The organism is Actinomadura sp. 3N407 (genome assembly GCF_052245875.1).
Taxonomy (GTDB): domain Bacteria; phylum Actinomycetota; class Actinomycetes; order Streptosporangiales; family Streptosporangiaceae; genus Spirillospora.
Genome location: NZ_JBQQBP010000014.1, coordinates 1 through 20,498, shown reverse-complemented (window position 1 = coordinate 20,498; position 20,498 = coordinate 1). Strand labels below are relative to the sequence as shown.

The 20,498-nt window shown below is 72.5% G+C and carries 25 protein-coding genes; 12 read left to right on the top strand and 13 right to left on the bottom strand.

The window, feature by feature from the left end:
• Positions 1 to 35 precede the first annotated feature (35 nt).
• Complete coding sequence (locus ACTWPP_RS30400; RefSeq protein ID WP_443107806.1) at positions 36 to 797, top strand: glucose 1-dehydrogenase; 762 nt, start codon at positions 36 to 38, stop codon at positions 795 to 797.
• Between the two features lie 68 nt (positions 798 to 865).
• Here the strand turns inward: ACTWPP_RS30400 and ACTWPP_RS30395 are convergent, their stop codons facing one another.
• Complete coding sequence (locus ACTWPP_RS30395; RefSeq protein ID WP_443107805.1) at positions 866 to 2,242, bottom strand: amidase; 1,377 nt, start codon at positions 2,240 to 2,242, stop codon at positions 866 to 868.
• A gap of 73 nt (positions 2,243 to 2,315) precedes the next feature.
• On the opposite strand from ACTWPP_RS30395, the gene ACTWPP_RS30390 reads away from it, so the two are divergent.
• From ACTWPP_RS30390 to ACTWPP_RS30380, 3 genes are all read left to right on the top strand, one after another.
• Complete coding sequence (locus tag ACTWPP_RS30390; protein ID WP_443107804.1) at positions 2,316 to 2,876, top strand: TetR/AcrR family transcriptional regulator; 561 nt, start codon at positions 2,316 to 2,318, stop codon at positions 2,874 to 2,876.
• Between the two features lie 400 nt (positions 2,877 to 3,276).
• Positions 3,277 to 3,735, top strand: coding sequence for an SH3 domain-containing protein (locus tag ACTWPP_RS30385; RefSeq protein WP_443107803.1), 459 nt, complete (start codon positions 3,277 to 3,279; stop codon positions 3,733 to 3,735).
• 108 nt (positions 3,736 to 3,843) lie between these two features.
• A complete protein-coding gene (locus tag ACTWPP_RS30380; protein ID WP_443107802.1) occupies positions 3,844 to 4,341 on the top strand; it encodes a DinB family protein in 498 nt (165 codons plus the stop codon).
• An 11-nt stretch (positions 4,342 to 4,352) separates the two neighbouring features.
• Here the strand turns inward: ACTWPP_RS30380 and ACTWPP_RS30375 are convergent, their stop codons facing one another.
• Positions 4,353 to 4,526, bottom strand: coding sequence for a hypothetical protein (locus tag ACTWPP_RS30375; RefSeq protein ID WP_443107801.1), 174 nt, complete (start codon positions 4,524 to 4,526; stop codon positions 4,353 to 4,355).
• Positions 4,527 to 4,655: 129 nt separating this feature from the next.
• Between ACTWPP_RS30375 and ACTWPP_RS30370 the strand changes: the two genes are divergently transcribed.
• Positions 4,656 to 5,105: a YdeI/OmpD-associated family protein gene (locus ACTWPP_RS30370; RefSeq protein WP_443107800.1), complete on the top strand. Its 450-nt coding sequence runs from the start codon at positions 4,656 to 4,658 to the stop codon at positions 5,103 to 5,105.
• Here the strand turns inward: ACTWPP_RS30370 and ACTWPP_RS30365 are convergent.
• Both ACTWPP_RS30365 and ACTWPP_RS30360 read right to left on the bottom strand, forming a co-directional pair.
• Entirely contained in the window at positions 5,102 to 6,445 is a 1,344-nt protein-coding gene (locus ACTWPP_RS30365) for a sensor histidine kinase (RefSeq protein ID WP_443107799.1), read from the bottom strand. The genes ACTWPP_RS30370 and ACTWPP_RS30365 overlap by 4 nt on opposite strands.
• Positions 6,442 to 7,128, bottom strand: a complete 687-nt coding sequence (locus ACTWPP_RS30360; RefSeq protein WP_358450891.1) for a response regulator transcription factor — start codon at positions 7,126 to 7,128, stop codon at positions 6,442 to 6,444. Before ACTWPP_RS30360 ends, ACTWPP_RS30365 begins: the two co-directional genes overlap by 4 nt.
• Before the next feature lie 27 nt (positions 7,129 to 7,155).
• Here ACTWPP_RS30360 and ACTWPP_RS30355 point away from each other — a divergent pair, with 27 nt between their 5' ends.
• The 4 genes from ACTWPP_RS30355 (at position 7,156) to ACTWPP_RS30340 (ending at position 9,477) form a co-directional block, all read left to right on the top strand.
• Positions 7,156 to 7,671, top strand: a complete 516-nt coding sequence (locus tag ACTWPP_RS30355; protein WP_443107798.1) for a hypothetical protein — start codon at positions 7,156 to 7,158, stop codon at positions 7,669 to 7,671.
• A gap of 126 nt (positions 7,672 to 7,797) precedes the next feature.
• Complete coding sequence (locus tag ACTWPP_RS30350) at positions 7,798 to 8,397, top strand: sulfite oxidase-like oxidoreductase (protein WP_443107797.1); 600 nt, start codon at positions 7,798 to 7,800, stop codon at positions 8,395 to 8,397.
• Positions 8,367 to 9,122, top strand: coding sequence for a ferredoxin reductase (locus ACTWPP_RS30345; protein ID WP_443107796.1), 756 nt, complete (start codon positions 8,367 to 8,369; stop codon positions 9,120 to 9,122). Before ACTWPP_RS30350 ends, ACTWPP_RS30345 begins: the two co-directional genes overlap by 31 nt.
• 1 nt (position 9,123) lies before the next feature.
• Positions 9,124 to 9,477, top strand: a complete 354-nt coding sequence (locus tag ACTWPP_RS30340; protein WP_443107795.1) for a DUF6510 family protein — start codon at positions 9,124 to 9,126, stop codon at positions 9,475 to 9,477.
• A gap of 45 nt (positions 9,478 to 9,522) precedes the next feature.
• Here the strand turns inward: ACTWPP_RS30340 and ACTWPP_RS30335 are convergent, their stop codons facing one another.
• Complete coding sequence (locus ACTWPP_RS30335; protein ID WP_443107794.1) at positions 9,523 to 10,155, bottom strand: PaaI family thioesterase; 633 nt, start codon at positions 10,153 to 10,155, stop codon at positions 9,523 to 9,525.
• A gap of 74 nt (positions 10,156 to 10,229) precedes the next feature.
• On the bottom strand, positions 10,230 to 11,207 hold the full coding sequence (locus ACTWPP_RS30330) for a hypothetical protein (protein WP_443107793.1): 978 nt from the start codon (positions 11,205 to 11,207) through the stop codon (positions 10,230 to 10,232).
• A gap of 85 nt (positions 11,208 to 11,292) precedes the next feature.
• Here ACTWPP_RS30330 and ACTWPP_RS30325 point away from each other — a divergent pair, with 85 nt between their 5' ends.
• On the top strand, positions 11,293 to 11,877 hold the full coding sequence (locus ACTWPP_RS30325; protein WP_443107792.1) for a DUF4870 domain-containing protein: 585 nt from the start codon (positions 11,293 to 11,295) through the stop codon (positions 11,875 to 11,877).
• Position 11,878: 1 nt separating this feature from the next.
• Here ACTWPP_RS30325 and ACTWPP_RS30320 read toward each other — a convergent pair whose 3' ends face one another.
• The 3 genes from ACTWPP_RS30320 to ACTWPP_RS30310 all read right to left on the bottom strand — a co-directional run bounded on the left by ACTWPP_RS30320 (position 11,879) and on the right by ACTWPP_RS30310 (position 14,220).
• Positions 11,879 to 12,703: an LLM class F420-dependent oxidoreductase gene (locus ACTWPP_RS30320; RefSeq protein WP_443107791.1), complete on the bottom strand. Its 825-nt coding sequence runs from the start codon at positions 12,701 to 12,703 to the stop codon at positions 11,879 to 11,881.
• 5 nt (positions 12,704 to 12,708) lie between these two features.
• A complete protein-coding gene (locus ACTWPP_RS30315; RefSeq protein WP_443107790.1) occupies positions 12,709 to 13,467 on the bottom strand; it encodes a hypothetical protein in 759 nt (252 codons plus the stop codon).
• 69 nt (positions 13,468 to 13,536) lie between these two features.
• Complete coding sequence (locus tag ACTWPP_RS30310) at positions 13,537 to 14,220, bottom strand: cyclase family protein (RefSeq protein ID WP_443107789.1); 684 nt, start codon at positions 14,218 to 14,220, stop codon at positions 13,537 to 13,539.
• 45 nt (positions 14,221 to 14,265) lie between these two features.
• Here ACTWPP_RS30310 and ACTWPP_RS30305 point away from each other — a divergent pair, with 45 nt between their 5' ends.
• Both ACTWPP_RS30305 and ACTWPP_RS30300 read left to right on the top strand, forming a co-directional pair.
• Positions 14,266 to 15,093: a HipA family kinase gene (locus ACTWPP_RS30305; protein ID WP_443107788.1), complete on the top strand. Its 828-nt coding sequence runs from the start codon at positions 14,266 to 14,268 to the stop codon at positions 15,091 to 15,093.
• On the top strand, positions 15,090 to 15,491 hold the full coding sequence (locus tag ACTWPP_RS30300) for a DUF3037 domain-containing protein (protein ID WP_443107787.1): 402 nt from the start codon (positions 15,090 to 15,092) through the stop codon (positions 15,489 to 15,491). Before ACTWPP_RS30305 ends, ACTWPP_RS30300 begins: the two co-directional genes overlap by 4 nt.
• Positions 15,492 to 15,642: 151 nt before the next feature.
• Here the strand turns inward: ACTWPP_RS30300 and ACTWPP_RS30295 are convergent, their stop codons facing one another.
• The 4 genes from ACTWPP_RS30295 to ACTWPP_RS30280 form a co-directional block, all read right to left on the bottom strand.
• Entirely contained in the window at positions 15,643 to 16,551 is a 909-nt protein-coding gene (locus ACTWPP_RS30295) for a hypothetical protein (RefSeq protein WP_443107786.1), read from the bottom strand.
• Positions 16,552 to 16,701: 150 nt separating this feature from the next.
• The gene (locus tag ACTWPP_RS30290) at positions 16,702 to 17,688 is read right to left on the bottom strand and encodes a helix-turn-helix domain-containing protein (protein WP_443107785.1); all 987 of its coding nucleotides are present in this window, start codon (positions 17,686 to 17,688) and stop codon (positions 16,702 to 16,704) included.
• Between the two features lie 90 nt (positions 17,689 to 17,778).
• Positions 17,779 to 18,621, bottom strand: coding sequence for a GNAT family N-acetyltransferase (locus tag ACTWPP_RS30285; RefSeq protein WP_443108003.1), 843 nt, complete (start codon positions 18,619 to 18,621; stop codon positions 17,779 to 17,781).
• A gap of 138 nt (positions 18,622 to 18,759) precedes the next feature.
• The gene (locus ACTWPP_RS30280) at positions 18,760 to 20,364 is read right to left on the bottom strand and encodes an alpha/beta hydrolase (protein ID WP_443107784.1); all 1,605 of its coding nucleotides are present in this window, start codon (positions 20,362 to 20,364) and stop codon (positions 18,760 to 18,762) included.
• Between the last annotated feature and the right edge of the window lie 134 nt (positions 20,365 to 20,498).

Below are 20,498 nucleotides of genomic sequence, written 5' to 3'. Positions count from 1 at the left end.
TTGCTGGCGATGGTCACCGGCGACGAGGAGCGTTGATGGGGCAGCTTGACGGCAAGGTGGCGCTGATCACCGGCGGTGCGCGCGGCATGGGCAAGTCCCACGTCCGCCGGTTCCTCGACGAGGGCGCCAAGGTCGTGTTCGGCGACGTCCTGGAGGACGAGGGCGCGAAACTGGCCGCCGACCTCGGGGACGGCGCCCGGTTCGTCCGGATGGACGTGACGCGGGAGGACGACTGGCGGAACGCGGTCGAGACCGCGACGGCGACCTTCGGCGCACTGCACATCCTGGTCAACAACGCCGGCATCATCAGGCACAAGACCATCGAGGACATGTCCGTCGACGAGTTCCGCCAGATCCTGGACGTGAACCTGATCGGCCAGTGGCTCGGCGTGAAGTCCGTGACCGCCGCGATGCGCGAGGCGGGCGGCGGCTCCATCGTCAACGTGTCGTCCACCGAGGGCTTCATCGGCGCGTCCGGGCTGGCCGCCTACAGCGCCAGCAAGTTCGGCGTCCGCGGCCTCACCAAGGCCGCCGCCCGGGAACTCGGCAAGTACGAGATCCGGGTGAACTCGATCCACCCCGGCGGCGTCCTGACGCCCCTCTCCCTCCAGGACGACGTCGTCTCCGCCACCGCCGACAGCGCCGACGCGTTCATGAAGGCCCTCCCCCTCGGCCGCATGGGCAAGTCCAAGGAGGTGTCCGGCCTGGTCGTCTACCTGGCCTCGGACGACTCGTCCTACTGCACGGGCAGCGAGGTCCTGGTCGACGGCGGCATGCTCACCGGCGCGGGCTACTGACACCGAACGTTCACACGACGGGCCGCCGGTACTGGCTCGGACCCCCGCACCGGCGGCCCGCCGCGCGCTCAGGGACGCCTTTCGACCCACCCCTCGACCGCCTCCAGCTGGGCGGCGAGCGAAATGAGCGTCGCCTCGTCGGAGTCATGCCCGAGAAGCTGCGCCCCGACGGGCAGCCCGGCCTTCGTGAACCCCGCGGGGACGTTCACACCAGGCCACCCCAGCACATTCCACGTCCACGCATAAGGACACACCGCGGCCACGCCGGACTGCGTCTTCTGATAGCCGGCCCCATCGAAGGCCCCCACCTTCAGCGGCGGCTGCGCGGTGGTCGGGGTGAGCACCACATCGGCCGCCTGGAAGATCCGCCCGACCTTCCTCCGCAGGTAGGGGTCCATCCGCTTCGCCAGCGGGAGCAGCCGCTTCCCGGCCAGCCGCCCGATCCGCGCCTCTACCTGCGTCCGGTGCTCCGGCCGCGGGTTGGGCATGGCATCGAGCCAGTCCGCCACCCCCGCCGTCCCCCGCGGAATCAGCCCGAGCCCCACGAGCCCGTAGTCGGGATCGGCGGGAAAGACCTTGTGCCCCAGATCTGTCAGCCGCCTGGCGAGCCGCTCAACGGCCCCGCGAATCTCCGGATCGAGTTTCCCGCTCACCCCGAACGCTGTCCTGAAGGAAACGGCGATGCGCAGTCTCCGGGGCTCCCTCTTCGCGAACTCCGCGAAGGGCGTCACCGGCGGATCGATCTGATACACGTCCTCCGGGTGGCTCCCGGTCAGCACGTCGAGCAGCAGGGCCGCGTCACGGACACTCCGGGCAAGCGGCCCCCACACGGTGATCCCGTTGAACGGATCGGTGTGCGGATATCCGGAGACCCGTCCCCGCTGCGGCTTGATGCCGACCAGCCCCGTCCACGCCGCCGGGATGCGGATCGACCCGGCCCCGTCGGACCCCACCGCCCCGGCGACCATCCCCGACGCAACGGCCGCCGCCGAACCACCCGACGACCCGCCCGGCGTGTAGGCGGGATTCCACGGGTTCCTGGCGACCCCGTACCCGGGCGACTCACTGAAGGGCCACAGCCCGATCTCGCACGTCGTGGTCTTCCCCACGATGACGGCACCGGCGGCCCGCAGCTTGCGCGCGACCTCCCCGTCCCGCGCCGCAGGCCGGTGATCCCCGGCCACGGCGAACGGCGTCGTCTCCCCCGCCAGATCCGTGTCGTCCTTGATCGCGACGGGCACCCCGAGCAGCGGCAGCCGCTCCCCGTCCGCCAGCCGCTTGTCGGCGTCCAGGGCCTCCTGCCTCGCCGCCTCGTCCCGCACCACCCGGAACGCCCCGAGCGACTCCTGCCGCCTGATGCTCTCCAAACTCTCCTCGACTAGCTCGTTCGAGGACGTCTCGCCCCTCGCCAGCGCCTCCGCCTGCCCGGCCAGCCCCAGCACCACGCCGCCTCCCAAGGTATCGTTCGTTCGAACGAACGATACAGAACGACCCGATTCTAGGGAAGACTGTCCATCAATGAGCGCCCGCGACCGGATTCTCCGAGCCACCCTCCGCCTCATCGGCGAGCAGGGCATCGGCGCCGTGACCAACCGGGCCGTCGCCCGCGCGGCCGGCGTCTCCCTGGGCTCCCTCACCTACCATTTCCCGAGCCAGGAGGACCTGCTCCGCGAGGCCCTGCACACGTTCGTGGACGACGAGATAACCCGCATAACCGCCTACGTGACCACCCTCGCCGAATCCGGCATGGCGCCCGTCGACGCGGCCGACGAGGTCGAGAAGGCCGTCGTCGGCTTCGCGTACGGCCCCGAGGAGATAGCCAACCTCGAACTCCACCTGCACGCCGCCCGCGATCCCGCCCTCCGCGAGACCTCGGCCCGTTCCGTGGAGGCCTACGACCGCCTGGCCGCCGCCATCCTCACCGCCCTCGGCATCCCCGACGCCGAACGCCACGCCCCCTCGATCGTCGCCATGCTCTACGGCCTCGCCCTCCGCCGCCTCGCCACCGGCGACACCGCCGCCACCGGCACCGCCGAAGCCTTCCGCCTCCTCCTCCTGGGCGCCCTCCCCCGCACCTGAAAAGGCTTCTGGCCCGCACGGCCCCAGAGCGGGGTTACGAGGCCGTGCGGGCCAGAAACCTGTCTCAATCAGGAACCTCAGTCGGAACCTCAGCCGACGTTCGCTCTGCTCTCCGCCTGTGCACCTCCGCCGTCTCTTCGATCTGACACCCGTAACGCTAGGCCGCCCGGCAACCCAACAGAACGCCTTTAAGCCTCACTTAGGGAAGGGCTCACCCAGTCTTATTCGGGGGTGGTTCGGGGGCGTTCGGGGAAGGCGCTCGCGGCCTGCTCGGTGGGTGTGGGGCCCTGGTGAGGGCCGGTCGGACGGATGACCAAGAAGAGTCTTCGTTGCGTTGTGTCGACGTTATCTGACTCTGGGTAGTCAAGTGGTGCACGTCGGACCGACCTGGAGGAGACATATGCATGTAGGGGTGAAGCTCGGCGCCGGTCTGGCCGCCGCCGTCCTCGCGGGGGGCACGCTGAGCGTGGGGGCGGTGGCCGCCGCCGGGCAGCCGCCGCCGAACCCGGAGACCGCCCAGCCTCCGCAGGAGGAGGAGGGGCACGGGCCGGGCGCGATCATGGTGGGGCCCAAGGGCGCCGCCCAGGCGATGGAGCGGCTCGAGCAGGACCGGGAGCGCAGCCGCTGGTGCCACGGGGTGGTTCTCCCCGAGAACGGGCTGAACGTCCGCACGGGGCCGGGGCTCGGGTACCGGAAGGTGACCGCCCTGGAGTACGGGGCGCGGGTCAAGACTGACTGGGACACCATCCAGCGCCGGGACGGATACCTGTGGGTGAGGATGAAGCCGCACCGCTGGATCGCCGATTACAAGATCGGTCACGGTAACGGCAAGTGGTACGTGAAGTACTCCAACTGCTGACGCCTGGGGCCGGGGCCGGTGTCCGTCGCTCGACGGGCACCGGTTCCGCTTTTCACCCGGTCAAGCTTCTTCTCTTCGGCGGCAAAGGGCGCTGATAGCGTCTCGCGGATGGAACAGGTGCCGTTCACGGGCGAAGAGAAGGAGAGTCTGAAGGTCAGCCTCGACCGGCATCGGGACGTGGTGCTGTGGAAACTCCAGGGGCTGGACGAGGAGCGGGCGCGGCGGCCGATGACGGCGTCCGGAACGAGCCTGCTGGGGTTGACCAAGCACCTGGCGGCCGTCGAGTACGGGTGGTTCTGCGAGACGTTCGGGCGGGAGACGGAACCGCTGCCGTTCGACGAGGACGATCCCGACGCCGACCTCAGGGTCGAGCCGGGCGAGACCACGGCCGGGATCGTCGCGTTCTACGGGCGTGCCCGCGCCGCGTCCGACAGGGTCATCGAGGAACTCGACCTCGACTCGCGGGGCACGGCCTGGCATGGCGCGACCGTGACGCTGCGATGGGTCCTCATCCACATGATCGAGGAGACCGCGCGCCACGCCGGCCACATGGACATCGTCCGCGAGCTCGTCGACGGTGCGACCGGCGACCATGTCCGCGGCTGACCGACCCCGGTTCACGCCCCCCGGACGTTGACGATGTACGAGCTGGGCGCGGTGGGGATGTTGCCGCTCGCGCGGATGGCGAGGACGGCGATGAGGGCGGCGACGACGAGGCCGACGACGCCGATGAGGCCGGCGGCCACGTACTGGGAGCGGCGAGGCTCGTACGGGGAGCGGGGGCTCTTCATGTCCGCCAGGCTAGAAGCGCGCCAAGGCATCTTCTTCGTTGTTAAGGCGGATTTAAGTCCCGGCTATGTCGATCCGGCGGCGGGCCGTTCGACGCGTTGACGAGTCGAGCCCCGAACGAGGAGGTCATCATGAGGTTTCACGCGACGCTGGAGCTGCACGGCAGGACGGCGACCGGGGTGGAGGTGCCCGGGAAGGTCGTGCAGGGGCTCGGCCAGGGGAAGCGGGCCGCTGTGAAGGTCACCATCAACGGGCACATGTACCGATCGACGGTCGCGTCCATGGGCGGCCGGTACATGCTGCCCGTCAGCGCGGAGAACCGCGAGGCCGCCGGCGTGCGGGCGGGCGACACGATCGACGTCGAGGTGGAGGCCGACACCGAGCCGCGTGAGGTGACCGTCCCGGGCGATCTGGCGGAGGCCCTCGCCGGTGACGAGGCGGCCAGGCGGTTCTTCGACGGCCTGTCCTACAGCAAGAAGCGGTGGTTCGTGGAGTCGGTCACCGGCGCGAAGAAGCCGGAGACGCGGCTCCGGCGGGTCGAGCAGGCCGTCGCGAAGCTGCGGGAGGGGCGCGACCGCTAGGTGCGGGAGTGGCGGCGGCGGACGAGGCGGCGGGAACGGCGCGCGGGCGGCAGCCACTTGGTCCGGAACCACATCTGCACCTGGGCTCCGCCGAGGACGCTGCGGTGGATGCGCAGGTAGCCGCCCGTGGACTCGGCGGCGCGGCGGGCGATGTCGAGGCCGAGGCCGGTGGAACCGCCGCTGCTGCTGCCGCGTTTCAGCGCGGCGTCCGGGTCGGTGATGCCGGGGCCCGCGTCGGCGACGAGGATGCCGGTGACGCCCTGGCCCTGGTGGAGGGTGACGGCGAAGCCGGTGCCCTCGGACGTGTGCCGGAAGATGTTGCCGAGCAGCGCGTCGACGGCGGCGGCGAGTTCGGTTCCCGGCAGCGGGAGCGGCGCGGGCCCGTCAACGCCGATCAGCTCGCAGGAGCGTCCCTCGTCCTCGGCGAGGACGGACCAGAACGAGACCCGGTCGCGCAGCACCTTGGCGGCGTCGCAGCTGCCCCGGCCGGTCGGGCGCCGGACGGTCCGGATGATCTGGTCGACCTCGCGCTCGATGCGGTCGACGGCCTCGCGGGTCTGGTCGGCGACGACGCCGTCCCCGAGGGCCTCGGCGTTGAGGCGGAGCGCGGCGAGCGGCGTGCGCAGCCGGTGCGAGAGGTCGGCGGCCATCTCCCGTTCGGCGGACAGGAGCTGGACGACGTGGTCGGCCATCGCGTTGAACGCCAGCCCGGCCTCGATCAGCTCGGGCGGCCCGTCCGGCTCGATGCGCACCGACATCTCGCCCTCGCCGAACGCGCCGGCGGCCTCGGCGAGCCGGCGGGTGGAGCGGATCATGCGGTTGCCGAGCCGGTCGGCGACGGCGACGGACCCGGCGACGAGCGCGGCGGCGACGGTCGTCATGACGAGCCACGCCTGCCACACGCCGCGCGACAGGTCATCGTCGGGCAGGAAGACCTCGACGACGGCGGTGCGGCCCGCGTCCAGCGACACCGGCTGCAGCAGCGCGTACCCGCCGTTCACGCGGGCGGTGTAGGCGCGTCCGCGGCGCCCGGCCTCGGTGAGCTGCTCGGGGCGGGCGCTGAACTCGCCGTGGCCGTTCCTCGGGACGAGCCCGCCGTCGGGCATGTGCACGGTCATGCGGCCCGCGGCGCCGGCCTGGGTGCTGGCGACGGCGCGTTCGAGGGCGGCGGGGTCCTCGGTGACGACGAGGACGGGGCCGAGCGCGCTGGCCTGCCGTTCGGCGGTGGTGAAGGCGCGGTCCCGGGCGATCTCCCGGACGGTCAGCGCGAGCGGGATCAGGAACGCCAGCGCGACCATCGAGGTGACCGCGAGGGACACCAGGACGAGCGTCTTCCTCATGACCGCGGATCGGGCTCGGCCAGTCGCACCCCGACTCCGCGCACCGTGTGCAGGTAGCGGGGGGCCGCGGCGGTCTCGCCGAGTTTTCGGCGGAGCCAGGACAGGTGGACGTCGATGGTCTGGTCGTCGCCGTAGGCCTGCCGCCACACCTCGGCGAGCAGTTCGCGCCGCGCCACGACCCGCCCGGGGCGGGCGGCCAGGTAGGCCAGCAGGTCGAATTCGCGGCGGGTCAGTTCGAGGTTCTCGCCGTCCAGCAGCGCCTCCCGCCGGTCGAGGTCGATGTGCAGGCCGCCGACGCTGAGCTCGGCGGTCGGCCCGGACCGCGCGGACCTGCGCAGCACCGCCGCGAGCCGGGCGCTGAGGTGTTCGATGGAGAACGGTTTGATGAGGTAGTCGTCGGCGCCGGCGTTCAGCAGCCGGACGATCTCGGGCTCGTCGTCGCGTGCCGTCGCGATGATGACGGGGACGTCGGAGATGCCGCGGAGCATCTTCAGCACCTCCGCGCCGTCGAGGTCGGGCAGCCCGAGGTCGAGGACGACGACGTCGGGAGGCGCCTGTGTGACTTCGCGCAGCGCGTCCATCGCGGTCCCGACGCTGCGTACGACATGCGACCGCACACTCAGTTCCCTGATCAAGGCGGTCCGGACATTCGCGTCATCCTCGACCACCAGAACACTCGCCATGGCGGAACCGTATGCCACCATGTGCCCATGCGTCGCGCGATGTCGTATGTTGCCCCGTGGGCCGGGGTGACCGCGCTCGCGGTGGCGCTCTCCTGGCTGGGAGTACGCGGCGTCGTCCGCGGCGCGGTGTCGGAGAGGTCGGCGCCACCGCCGATCGCGGGTCCGATCATCCACTCCAGCCCGCCGGTCCCGACCGACATCGGCTCGCCGACCTCGCGGCCGAGCCCGCCCGCCGGCGAGGACCGGGCGCCGAAGCCGTCCAAGTCCCCGAAGGCGCCGCCGGGCGGGCACGAGACGGACACCCCCGACCCGAAGCCGCCCGACAACGTCCGCAGCTACGCCACGCGCGGCGGGCGCGCCGCCATGTCCGTCGAGAAGGACCGCGTGCGGCTGGTGTCGGCGACGCCCAACGCGGGCTACGAGACGCGGGTGACGCAGGCCGATGGATGGCTCCGCGTCGACTTCCTCGACGACGAGCGCACCTCGTCGGTCATCGCGACCTGGCACGAGGGCGATCCGGCCGTCAAGGTCTACGAATACTGACGCGCGCCGCTTCCACCGGTTTCGAATCTCACGCCCGCCGGGTAGAAACCGCTCACCCGGTGTCACCGATCAGCCGCGGGGCGCGTCCTGCCCCGGGCACACCAGGTTCGAGGGGAAGGCGAGGACATGCCCATCATCTCCCGCGGGTTCCACGGGCGGCGGCCCGCCGGCGGCCGTGAACTGCCGCCCGGCCAGTACGAGACGCACGACTTCCCCGTGCTCTCCGCCGGTCCCACTCCCCATGTGCCCGTGGAGGACTGGGAGTTCACCATCGGCACGGAGAGCGACGCCCAGTACACGTGGAACTGGGACGAGCTGACGGCGCTGCCGGCCGAGACGCCCACGGTCGATCTGCACTGCGTGACCAAATGGTCGAAGTTCGAGACGCGCTGGAGGGGCGTCCCGCTGGACACGCTGTTCGAGGAAGTGGAGACGGCGGCCGACTTCGCCCTCGTCCACTCGTACGGCGGCTACACCACGAACCTCCCGCTGGAGGATCTCCTCGACGGCAAGGCGTGGATCGCCTACGGGTACGAGGGCGAGGAACTGGCGCCCGAGCACGGCGGCCCGGCACGCCTGCTCGTGCCGCACCTCTATCTGTGGAAGTCGGCGAAGTGGGTGCGCGGGATCCGGCTCCTGCTCCAGGACGAGCCCGGTTTCTGGGAGAGCGCCGGATATCACGACTACGGAGACCCGTGGCGCGAACAGCGGTACCAGGGCGACTAGGCGCGCGTCTGCGCTGGCGTGCCGCCGAACTGCTGGAGCGGAGCGCCGAGTCGGCGACGGCCGCCACACTGGTGTTCAACGTCCCGGACTGGCCCGGTCATCTGGCGGGCCAGCATGTGGACGTCCGGCTCACCGCCGAGGACGGCTACAGCACGCAGCGCAGCTACTCGCTCGCATCCGCCCCGGACGGCGACCGCGTCGAGCTGACCGTGCAGCGCGTGGACGACGGGGAGGTGTCGCCCTATCTCACCGGCGTTCTCATGCCCGGGGACCTCGTGGAGATCCGCGGGCCCGTGGGCGGGTGGTTCGTCTGGCGTCCCGAGCAGACCGAGCCCGTCCTGCTGGTGGCCGGCGGTTCCGGGATCGTGCCGCTCATGTCCATGATCCGGACCCGTCGGGCGGCCGGGAGCCGCGTGCCGTTCCGGCTGCTGTACTCCGTGCGAAGCCCGGAGGAGCGGCTCTACACGGCCGAACTGCGCGAAGGGTCACCGGGGCTGGACTCGGCCTACCTCTTCACGCGCGGCGCACCGGACGGGTGGCCGCGCCCGCCGGGGCGGCTCGTCCCCGACGACCTCGTGCGCGACGGATGGCCCGCCGATTTCGAACCGGCCTGCTATGTCTGCGGGCCGACCGGCTTCGTCGAGAAGGCGGCCGCCTACCTGGTTCTGCTCGGCCACGCCCCGGAGCGCGTCCGGACGGAACGCTTCGGCCCTAGCGGAGGATGACATGGCGACCTCGGAGACCGGCCCGTCCGGCGACCCGGACCACGCCGACCCGGACCACGCCGACCCGGGCTCCATCGATCCGGAAGACGTCGATCCGGACTACATCGACGGGAACGCCATGGCGGGTCCGTTGTCGGAGATCTTCGCCGTCGACGTGACCGCCGCCGGCTGCCGCTGCGCCCACTGCGGCCTCACCGGCCCCGTCGCCGAGCTCCGCGTGTACGGCCGCGCGCCCGGCCTGGTCGCCCGCTGCCAGGGCTGCGGTCACATCGTCCTGCGCCTCGTGCGCGGCCCCGGCACCGTCTGGCTCGACATGCGGGGCACGGTCGCGCTCTCGATCCCCGTGGAGGAATGAGCCGGCCGCACCGCCGGCGGGCTCCCGGACCGGGCCGGGCCGGGGTCAGTGCTGCGACGTGAGGAACCGCTCGGGCATGATGAACATCGCGGTGGCCTCCACCGTGACGCGGCCGTCCGGCCCGGTGATGTTCCCGGACGCGTGGACCTTCCGCCCCTCCACCCGGCTGAACCGCGCCTCGACGACGAGCGGGACGCCGAGCGGGGTGGGGCGCCGGTAGCGCAGCTCCAGGGTCGCGGTCATGCCGGGCGTCCCGGAGACGGCCGCGGCCATGCCGAGGGCCTGGTCGAGCACCATCGCGGAGACGCCGCCGTGCACGTACGACGGCGGCCCCTCGTAGAGCGGGCTGAGCGTGTACTCGCCGCGGACGGCGCCGTCCGGGGTGACCTGCAGGTCGACCGGTGGCGCGAAGGGGTTGAGGGCCCCGTTGACGGGGTTGGCCGTGTGCCGCTCCAGGATGCCTTCGCTGGACGCGACGTACGGCGGTGCGACCCGGCGCTCCACCGCGAGCCGCGCGGTCAGCGCCTCGACCTCGTCCGCCACCGCGGCGGCCTCGGCGGCGCCGACGCCGGTGAGCACGGCCGCCTCGGCCAGCTCGCGCACCCGGGCGGCGAGGCCGGCCCGCGCCGTCACCTCGTCGTCCCCCAGCTCCTGCCGTTCCATCGGCATCGCGCTCATGCGGCCCTCCCGTCTGCCGAACGTGATTCTAGGATGCGGGCGCGCATGCGCCGGACGGCGGGGTCCGCACCGGGTCAGCTGGGCCGCAGGCCGCCGAGGATCTTCTTGAGCTCCGCCTTCGGCGCCGCGTCCGGGACGCCCTGGTCGGACAGCAGCAGGAAGACCGTCGTCTTGCCGGGAGCGACGCCCGGGACGGCGACCGCGTGCACGACCGCGGTCGGCGAGTAGCACGGGCCCGTTGCCTTCACGGCGACGTCGGCGCGGATGTGCACGGCCTCGGCGCCTCCGACCCGCACGGTCTGCGGAGCGCTCAGGGCGATCGACGGGGCCGGGGATCCCTCGACGGTGTAGGCGTTCGTCGCCCACTTGTTCGCGGCGTGCTCGGCCGCCTCATCGAGCCTGGCGTCGACGTACTGGTTGAAGCCCGTGTGCGCGCGGCTGTACCCGTCGTCGCCGTCCTTGCACGTGTCCTCGCGGAACACGGCGGCGGAGCTCATCATCGACCGCTGCCCGCCCTTGACCGCGTCCCATCCGATGAGGGTCGTCGGGGGCAGGATGCGCCACGAGGGAGGGACGTCATAGGTCAGCCCGTACTTGGCGCTGCTGACCGCCTTCCAGCCCTTCACCTTCGGCGGGACGGTGCTGACCGGCTCCGGTTCCGGCGAGGAGGACGGGAGAGCCGATGCGCCGCCGTCCTTGTTGAGGCCGTAGAACTGGAATCCGGCCCAGGAGAAGAGGACCAGCATCGCGACGACGAACGGGCCGAGGAAGAGCAGCCAGATCCGACGTTGTCCGGACCGCACCGAACGGCCGCCGACCGGAAAAGCGGCCGGGCCGCCCTCGGACGTCATCGGGGAGCCGGGGACCGGGGGCGGCATCTCGGGAAGGGACGGCGGGCCTGAAGCGGGAGGCGGGGGAGGCGGGGGCGGCTCGGGAGGCGGGGGCGGCGGGTCGTTGCCGGGCGAGCCCGCCCCCTGTCCCGGCAGAGGGTACGGGTTCCGCCGTCCTTTGCCGTCGGCGCCCGCGTCGCCGGGTCCCTTGTCACCCTTCATGGCCGGTGACGGTAGCGCACCTGCGGCGGCGGCCGGCAGTCGGATAGATTCCTGCAATACCTTTAGCGGACCGAAGGAAAGGCCAGTGACGGACCACCCCCCGCCGCACCCGGATCAGCCGCCGCCGTACTCCGGCCCCTACGGCCAGGGCCCCTACGGTCAGCCGCCCTACGGGCACGCTCCCGGCGGTCAGCCGCCCTACGGGCACGCTCCCGGCGGTCAGCCGCCCTACGGTCAGCCGCCCTACGGCCCGCCTCCCGGGGGTCCCTACGACCCGCGCTGGGGGTACGGGCCGCCGCCGCCCCAGAACCACCCGGGCGAGGAGACCACCTGGGCCGTCTTCGCCTACGTCGGGAACCTCCTGATCGGCTTCCTGCCCGCGCTGATCATCTACTTCGTGAAGAAGAACACCTCGCCGTTCACCCGGTTCCACGCGGCGCAGTCGATGAACCACACGCTCACTCTGCTGATCCATCTCCTCGTGGTGGTGGCGGTCTGCGTCCCGCCGGCCATCATCTTCGACACGCCGGCCTTCCTCATCCTGCTCCTCCTCCCGTATCTGGAGCTGCTGATCGCCGGGTGGGTGTTCCTCATCCTGGGCGCGGTGAAGTCGGGCAAGGGGCAGTACTACCGTTTCCCGACCTTCTTCTGCTTCCGGATGATCCGGTGACTCAGAGGTAGGAGCGCGCGTACTCGTCCAGCAGCGGCAGGACGGCGTCGCGGCCGCCGGCGGGCACGCGCAGCACGACCCCCTCGATGCCGAGCGAGGCGTAGTAGCCGAGTTTCGCCGGGGTGGGCAGCGTCCCGAACGGCACGACGGGCACCATGGGCCGCCCCGCCTCCTCGCAGGCGCGCCGCAGCCCGGGCAGCGCCTCGCGGATGCCCGCGCCGCCGATCGGCAGCCACCCGTCGCCGTACTCGGCGATGTGCGCGAACAGCGTGGGACCGGGCGCGCCGCCGAGCAGCACGGGCACCCGCCCGGACGGCTTGGGCCACGACCAGCTCGCGTCGAAGCCGACGAACTCGCCGCGGAAGGACGCCTCCTCGTCCGACCACAGGGCCCGCATGGCCAGCACGTGCTCCCGCACCATCGCGCGCCGCCGTTTCCAGGGCACGCCGTGGGCGGCGCCCTCCTCCACGTTCCACCCGTAGCCGATGCCGAGCGCGAACCGTCCCCGCGAGAGCCGGTCGAGCGTCGCGACGGCCTTGGCGGTGACGATCGGGTCGCGCTGCGCGGGCAGCAGGACGCCGGTCCCGAGCGTGATCCGCTCGGTCACCGCGGCGGCCGCGGCGAGGGAGACGAGCGGGTCGAGCGTGCGCGCGTACTCGGCGGGCAGTGCCGCGTCGCCCGTCGGGGGCGCCGTCCGGCGCGACACGGGTATGTGGGTGTGCTCGGGGACGTAGAGGGACGAGAACCCGCGTTCTTCGGCCTCCCGGGCCAGCTCGTGCGGCTCCATCGTCAGGTCCGTCGCGAACATCGTGATACCGATCCGCATACCCGTCACCGTCCGAAGGCGCAGACGGCGGCGGTCGCGTCGTCGTGGACCTTGCCCCGCGGCCACCGGACGGCGCGGGGGTCGGTGCGCTCGAACTCCCGGGTCCGCTCGATCAGCCCGGCGGGCCCCGGGTCCACGGCCAGTCCGGCCAGCCCGTCCCAGTCGGTGACGCCGAACATGTCGGCGAGCCGTGTCGCACCGTCCGTCAGCAGGGCCGCGCGGTCCAGCTCGCCCACCGGCACCGTGCCCGTGATCGCGGCCTCCGCCATCGCCGGGTCGGCCGCGGCGAAGTACGGGCCGCCCGTGATCGCCTCCACCCCGCGGCGGCCGTCCAGCAGGAGGGTCGAGTCCGCCAGCACCAGGTAGTCGACCCACTCGCCGCGGACCCGCAGCGCGAGGACGGTCGCCGCCGGCGTCGTGGGCGCCCGCAGGTCGCAGCCCTCCCGGTGCGAGGCGGCGACGTCGGCGATGGCCCCGGCCAGCCGCGCCACCAGCGGCCGCTCCCCCGGCCGGTGCACCCCCTCCGGCGGCCCCACCGGCGGACCGGACCGCGGGCCGAGACCGTCCAGCATCCGCGCCAGCAGCCGCGTGCCGAGCGACCGCGAGTACCAGGCGGTGCCGTGCTCGCAGCCGAGGTCGGTGCCGAGGGGCAGCCCGCACCCGTCGAGCACCACGACGGCGCCGTCGGCCGCGGCCACGAAATCCTCGTTCCCCCGCTCGGGGTTCCCCTGCTCCGTCGCCCACGACACCCTCACCGCGACCATCCCTTCCGACACCTGATCCCCGCCAGTATGGACGGGCCGCCCCGCCGCACCGTTCGGATGGCGCACCGTTCAGATGAGGACGGCCCGGTCGTCCACCCGGGCGACGGCGCGGACGGGGGCGCCGTCCGCGCCGGAGAGGGCGATCGGGAAGAGCGACACGTCGATCGCGCAGCCCGCCCGCTGCGCCTCGATGACGCGGCCGAGCCCGGTGAGGTTCTCCGCGATCACCGCACCGGCTTCGCAGAGGACACGGTGAGCCGCCAGGGAGAACTCCTCCGAGCCCGGCGGTGGAGTGCGGTCGACGCTGAGGGCGTCGATGCCCACCGTCCGGACACCGGCGGCGACGACCGCCTCGGCGGTCTCGGGAGCGACGTACGGATGGGCCGGATAGGCATCGGTCCCCCAGTGCCGGGACCATCCGGTGCCGATGAGCAGGACGACGCCGGGCCCGAGACCGGCCGGCAGCAGATCCGGGCCGATGGACGCGCGGGGCGGCAGCCCGCGGGCGTCCATGACGACGGCGGGGCCGGTGAAGCGGGTCAGGGGGAGCTCGTCGAGGCGCGGCAGGGCGTCGTCGATGTGGAACGGAGCGTCCACGTGCGTACCGGACTGCGAGCCCATGTGCAGGCGCAGGACGTTCACACCGGACCCGGCGACCGTCAGCGCGGGGACGGCCTCCACCTCGGGATCGCCCGGATAGACGGGCATGCCCGTGACGATCGGCACCGACAGGTCGAGCAGCTCAACGCCCATACGACTGATTATCCCGGGTGCACCCGCACCCGGTAGCGTTGCGACGTGTTGCCACATGTGACAGCCATCCGATACGTGACGCCGCTGCGCGAGGGCGGGTCGCTGCCGGGCATCGTCGAGGCCGACGATCTCGGTACCTATGTCATGAAGTTCCATGGCGCCGGGCAGGGACGCAAAGCCCTGATCGCCGAGGTGGTCGCGGGTGAGCTGGGGCGCCGCCTCGGCTTCCGCGTCCCCGAGCAGGTGCTCATCGACCTCGACCCGGCCATCGGACGGCACGAGCCCGACCCCGACGTGCAGGACCTGCTGAAGGCCAGCCCCGGCTGGAACCTCGGCGTCGACTTCCTGCCCGGGTCGCTCGGTTTCGACCCGCTGGGCTGGAAACCCGACCCCGGGTTCGCGTCCCGCGTGCTGTGGTTCGACGCGTTCATCGGCAACGTCGACCGGAGCTGGCGCAACCCGAACATGCTGGTCTGGCACCGCGACCTGTGGCTCATCGACCACGGCGCGAGCCTCATCTTCCACCACGCGTGGACGAACGCGGCGAGGCTGTTCTCCGGCCCGTACGACGTGGACGACCACGTGCTGACGCCGTACGCGACGATGCTGGAGGACGCCGAGGCGGAACTCGCCCCGAAGATCACTGAAGACCTGCTGCGGGAGGTGACCGGCCTGGTGCCCGACCGCTGGCTGGAGGGCGAGCCCGGGTTCGACTGCCCGCAGGCCCTCCGGGACGCCTACGTCGACATGCTGCTGCCCCGCGTCGGCAAGCCGCGCGACTGGCTGCCCGACACCACCGTCGGCGGGCGCCGGCCCGACACGGCGTCCAAGCGCGGCGGGAACCGCCCCGACTGGCTCGGCGGCGCCCCATGAGCAACATCAGGACGGCGGCGGAACCGGCGGTGTTCGAGTACGCGGCGCTGCGCGTCGTCCCGCGCGTGGAGCGGGGCGAGAGCATGAACGTGGGCGTGGTGGTGTACTGCCGGGCGCTCGACTACCTCGGGTGCCGCACGCATCTGGACGAGCGGCGCCTCCTGGCCCTGGACCCGTCCCTCGACCTGGAGGGCGTACGGTCGGCGCTCAAGGGCGTGGACGCCGTCTGCTGCGGCGGCGACCGCGCCGGGCAGGCCGCGCGGGAGACCCCGGGCACGCGCTTCCGGTGGCTGACCGCGCCGCGCAGCACGATCGTGCAGCCCGGCCCGGTCCACGCCGGCCTCACCGGCGACCCCGCCGCCGAACTCGACCGTCTCCTGGATCTCCTGGTCATGTGAGCGACCACCGCGTCCGCACCGCGAACGCGCTGCCTGAGCGCAAGCGCGCCGCCGGCGAACCCTCAGGGGAAGATCGCGAAGCGGTGTCGCGTTCGCCGCTTCCGCGATCCGGCCCCGAGCCGCCGGGCGAGGGGCCGAGGTCGCGATGAACTCAGTCCCACTCCCAGCGGATGCCGTGGTAGCCGGCGGCCATGCCGAACTCGATGAAGTGGACGCTGTGGTAGCTGGACATCCGCAGGTCGGCGGAGTCCTTGAGGGCGGTGTGGCCGTCGGGCCGCCACGTCCGGTAGCAGCGGGCGGGCAGGGTGGCCGGGTGGAACCGGACCTCGATGAGGAACTCGTGCTGCGGGGTCCGGAACCCGCGCCCCTCCTCGGTCACGGGCGGGCCCGTCTCGTCGAACCCGAAGCCGTACTCCAGCAGGTACGTCTCACCCCGGCCGAGCGCCCGGTCGAACAGCAGCTCGGCGGCGATGAGGCCGCTCGCCTCGTCCATCCGGACGCGCCCGAACCGGCAGCCGCGCGCGGTGCGCGACGACGGCAGGACGCCCTGCGGATGGTGGTAGACGGCGATCCAGCGGTCGACGCCGCGCTGCTGCGCCTGGAACACCGCCCGGGAGCGGACCTCCCGCAGTTCCCGGCGCCGTCCGATGGTGTGCTGGTCGTGCAGGCTGAGGCCGGTGAGCTGCCGCTCACCGCGGTCGCCGATCTCGTCGAGCAGGTCGCGGATCCCCGGCTCGGGGCACAGTTCCTCGACCGGCAGCCACGGCCCCGCGGACCGCTCCGCGGTCGGCTTCAGCAGCGTCAGCAGCGAATGGCGCGGCAGTTCGAGGATGACCTCGAGGCCGCGGACGGCGCGCATCGAGTCGGCGCGTTCGGGCCGTGTCCGGCCGCGCTGCCAGTAGCTCAGCGTGGACAGGCTGACGGCGATGCCCTGCTCCTCCAGGCGGCGCCGCAACGAGTCGAGGCTCAGGCCGCGGGCCTGGATGGCCGCGTGCAAGGCGACGTTGAAGGGACCGTACTGCAGCACCTGTAGGAGATCGTCTTCTGCGACACTCTGCACCGCTGGCCTCCGGATCCGCTCCGGCCGGCCCCCGCATGACGGCCTTGACTACTGCGCTTGCGACTTCAGCGCTCACTGTAAGGCCCCCGGGGCCCGATTCCAACCGTCAATTTCCTACAAGCACCGGCACCGGCGTCGGCGCCATTCCCATCAATGCCACTCCCATTCGATGCCGACGATGCCGCGCCGCACGGCCCCGACCGCGATGTTCGCGCTGCCGGACGTCCCGATCCACAGCTCGCCGAGGCGCTGCCGCGGCGCCCGGGAGCTTTCGGCCGTGTAGCCGTAGCAGCGCGCGGGCAGCCGGTCGCCCGCGAACTGGATGATCGCGACATAGTCGTGGACGGGATGGGAGAATCGCCGGTCGTAGCTGTCGTGCGGGGGTTCCCCGACGGGTCCGAGCTCGTACTCGACGACCGCGGTGTCGCCCGCCGACAGGACGCGGTCGAAGACGAGCTCGAACGCCATGAGCCCGCCCTCGGCGCGGATCCGTCCGGGGCGGCAGTACCGCACCTGCGCGAGGTCGGCCTTCCCGCCGCCGGCCGGGGACTCGGCACCGGGCTCGGAGGCGCCGCCGGCCGGCCCGGAGCCGCCGTCCGGCGAGAGGGCGCCGCTGTAACCGGGCTGCTGGACGCCGCCCGTCTGGTGGACGCACACGACCCGGTCGATGTCGTCGCCCGCGGCGCGCAGGACGGTCCGGACCGACAGGGTCCAGGAGCGGCGTGCCTCGTCCAGCCGGTAGACGTCGTGGATGCTGAGCCGTTCGAGCCGGTGGTCCCCGGACCGGTCGAGCTGCCCGACGAGGCCCGCGTAGCGGTCCGGGTCGGGCCACAGTTCCCGCACCGGGCGGCCGCGTCCGTCGGCACCGGACGGGCCGGCCCCCAGGCCGCCGCGGACGGCGGGCGCCGTGGGCGCGGACTCGTCCAGCAGGTCGGTGAGGGTCGCCGGCGGCACCTGGAGGATCTCCTCCAGCGCGACGACCACGGTACGCGAGCGGGGGCGGCTGCGTCCGCGCTGCCAGTAGCTGAGCGTCGCCACGCTGACCGACAGGCCGCGCCGGCCGAGGCGGTGCCGGATCCGTTCCAGGGTCAGCCCGCTGGCCTGGATGGCCTGCCGTAATGCCCCGGCGAACTCCACGGCCGGATGGTACCCGTCCGGGAAGATCGATTCATGTATCGGGGGGTACCAGTCACGCAATGACAAGTCGGACGGAACGCGTGGAACGCTTCAGAACAGGATCGACATGAAGGAGCCGAGTTCGGTGAACCCGACACGCCGGTACGCGGCCCGCGCCCGCGTGTTGTAGTCGTTGACGTACAGCGAGACGGTCGGCGCGATGCCGTGCATCGCCTCCCGCACCACCGCGGACATCCCGGCCACCGACCGGCCCTGGCCCCGCAGATCGGGCGGCACCCACACGCCCTGCACCTGGCAGACCCGCGGGGTCACGGCGCCGATCTCGGCCTTGAACATGACGCGGCCGTCCTCGATGCGGGCGAACGCGCGGCCGTCGCGGATCAGTTCGGCGACGCGGGCACGGTAGAGCACGCCCCCGTCGCCGGTGTTCGGCGAGACCCCGACCTCCTCGGTGAACATCGCCACACAGGCGGGGTAGACGATGTCGAACTCCTCCATCCGGACCCGCCGGACACCGGGGTCGGCCGGCACGTCGGGGACGGCGGAGGTGGCCATCACCGGCTGGTCCGGGCGGACGGCCCGGGGCGGCCCCCAGTACGGCGCGAGGATCTCCCACAGTTCGCCGACGGCGCCGACGGGCCCGACGATGGACGAGCAGCGCCGTCCCTGGGCCCGGGCCCGTTCGGCGAACGCGCGGACGGCCTCCGGTCCCGCCGCGACGGGGATGAGGTTGGCGCCGGAGTAGCACAGCGAGGTGAGCCGGCCGTCGTGCAGGTAACCCCACATCTGGGCGCCGAGACGGCGCGGGTCGAGCCCCGCGGCGTGCACGCGGGAACTGACGAACACGTTGGACACCGGATCGGCGTCCAGGATCGCGAGGGCCTCCGCCCGGTGCCGGTCGTCCAGCACGCGCACCGGCATCGAGCCCAGCATGCGCACGGCTACCGGCTCCGCGACGGGAACGGCCCCCGTTCGGCCCTCACCACTGACAGCACCACGTGGACAAGCCTATGTCGTCCGGGGTCCCCGCACCTCCGCGGGCTCGGTCATCGCCCGGGTCCGGGGACGGGTTCAGCGGTGCCCGGCCACGGGCTCCGGGTCATCCGGCTTCTCGGCGGAGGCGGGCTCGGGCGCGGGTCCGGCCTCGCACCTCGCGTCCGGGCCCGGCCGGCTCGCGGGGAGTTCACCGCCGCCGAGGTAGGCGGCCACGGCCGTGTCGACGCACCTGTCCCCCGACAGCGAGACGCCGTGGTTGCCGCCGCCGGCTTGCACGACCAGCCGGGACGTGGGGAACCTGCGGTGGGTCTCCAACGCGCCGGCGTAGGGCGTGGCGGCGTCCTCGGTGGCCTGGACCAGGAGGATCGGCGGGAGCGAGGACGTGCCCTTCACCTCGGGACGCGGACCGCCGGGCACCGCCCAGAACGCGCAGGGGGCGTTGTACCAGGTGTTGCTCCAGGTCTCGAAACGGTAGCCCTGCCGGTAGAGGCGCTCGCTGTCGGCGTGCCAGCGGCTCCAGTCGCGCGGCCAGGACGCGTCCCGGCACTGCACGGCGGTGTAGACGGCGTAGATGTTCTGTTCGAGGCGCCCGGACGGCTGCCATTCCTTGCGGAGCGGGCCGGGGTCGTGCCGGACGACGTAGGCGGACAGGGCCCTCGCGTGCGCGGCCCAGTCGTAGTCGGCGTAGCCGTCTGCGAGGAAGACGTCGTCCAGCTCGGTCGGGCCGATCTTCCCGTCGATGGGCTCGGCCTTGAGGGCGGCCCGCGCCTTGGCGTAGGCGGCGGCGACCCGCCGCCGCGTCGTCCCGAGGCGGTAGGTCTCGTGGTGGCGGGCGATCCAGGCGAAGTACGCGCGGATGCGCTTCTCGAACGCGACGTTCTGGTCGAGGTTGTTCTCGTACCAGACGCCGCTCGGGCGGACGACGCTGTCGAGCACCATCCGGCTCACCCGCCCGGGGAACATCGTCGCGTACACCGCGCCCAGGTAGGTGCCGTACGAGTAGCCGAAGTAGCTGATCTTCTTCTGGCCGAGGGCCTTGCGGATCTCGTCCATGTCGCGGGCCCAGTCGGCCGTGCCCATGTGCGGGAGGATCGTCCGGTACTTCTCGGCGCAGTCGTCGGCGTACGCCTTGGCCCTGGCCTGCCAGGCCCGCTCTTCCTTCGCGTTCGCGGGAATGGTGTCCGGGCGTGCGCGGCCGGGGTTCTGGTAGCTCGGGTCGCAGGTCAGCGAGGGTTCGCTGGCGCCGACCCCGCGCGGGTCGAAGCCGATCCAGTCGTAGGACGCGGCGACCTTCCGGGGCAGCGCGCCCCTGATGACGCCGGGGAGGTCGCGTCCGTGCGCGCCCGGCCCGCCCCGGTTCAGCAGCACCACGCCCTTGGATTCGGGGGTGGTGTGCCGGGCACGGGTCAGTTCGAGCGTGATCTGCCCGCCGTCCGGGTGGGCGTGGTCGAGCGGTACCCGGATGGACGCGCACTGGAGGCCCTGGAGACGGGTGCCCGCCACGGGGTCCTTGCCGGGGCAGGGCTTCCAGGCGAGGCCCGCCGGCCTCGGGGCGGGCTCGGATCCGGGACGTCCCGTCGCCGCGGCGGGCGTCGCCAGGGCGGCGGTTCCGGCGGTCGCGAGGGTGACCGCGGCGGCGGCCGTCCCCGCGGCGGCCCTCTTTCCAGCGTCGTTCAGCACCCAGGATTTCTACCGGAGGGACGCCGTGAAGCTCGTGAATCCGGGATCGCGCGATTCCCACCCGATTCCGGATCCGTCCCACCTAACGGCGCGGCGAAACGACTCGTGGCGTGCCCGCCCCCTCACGCTTGTGA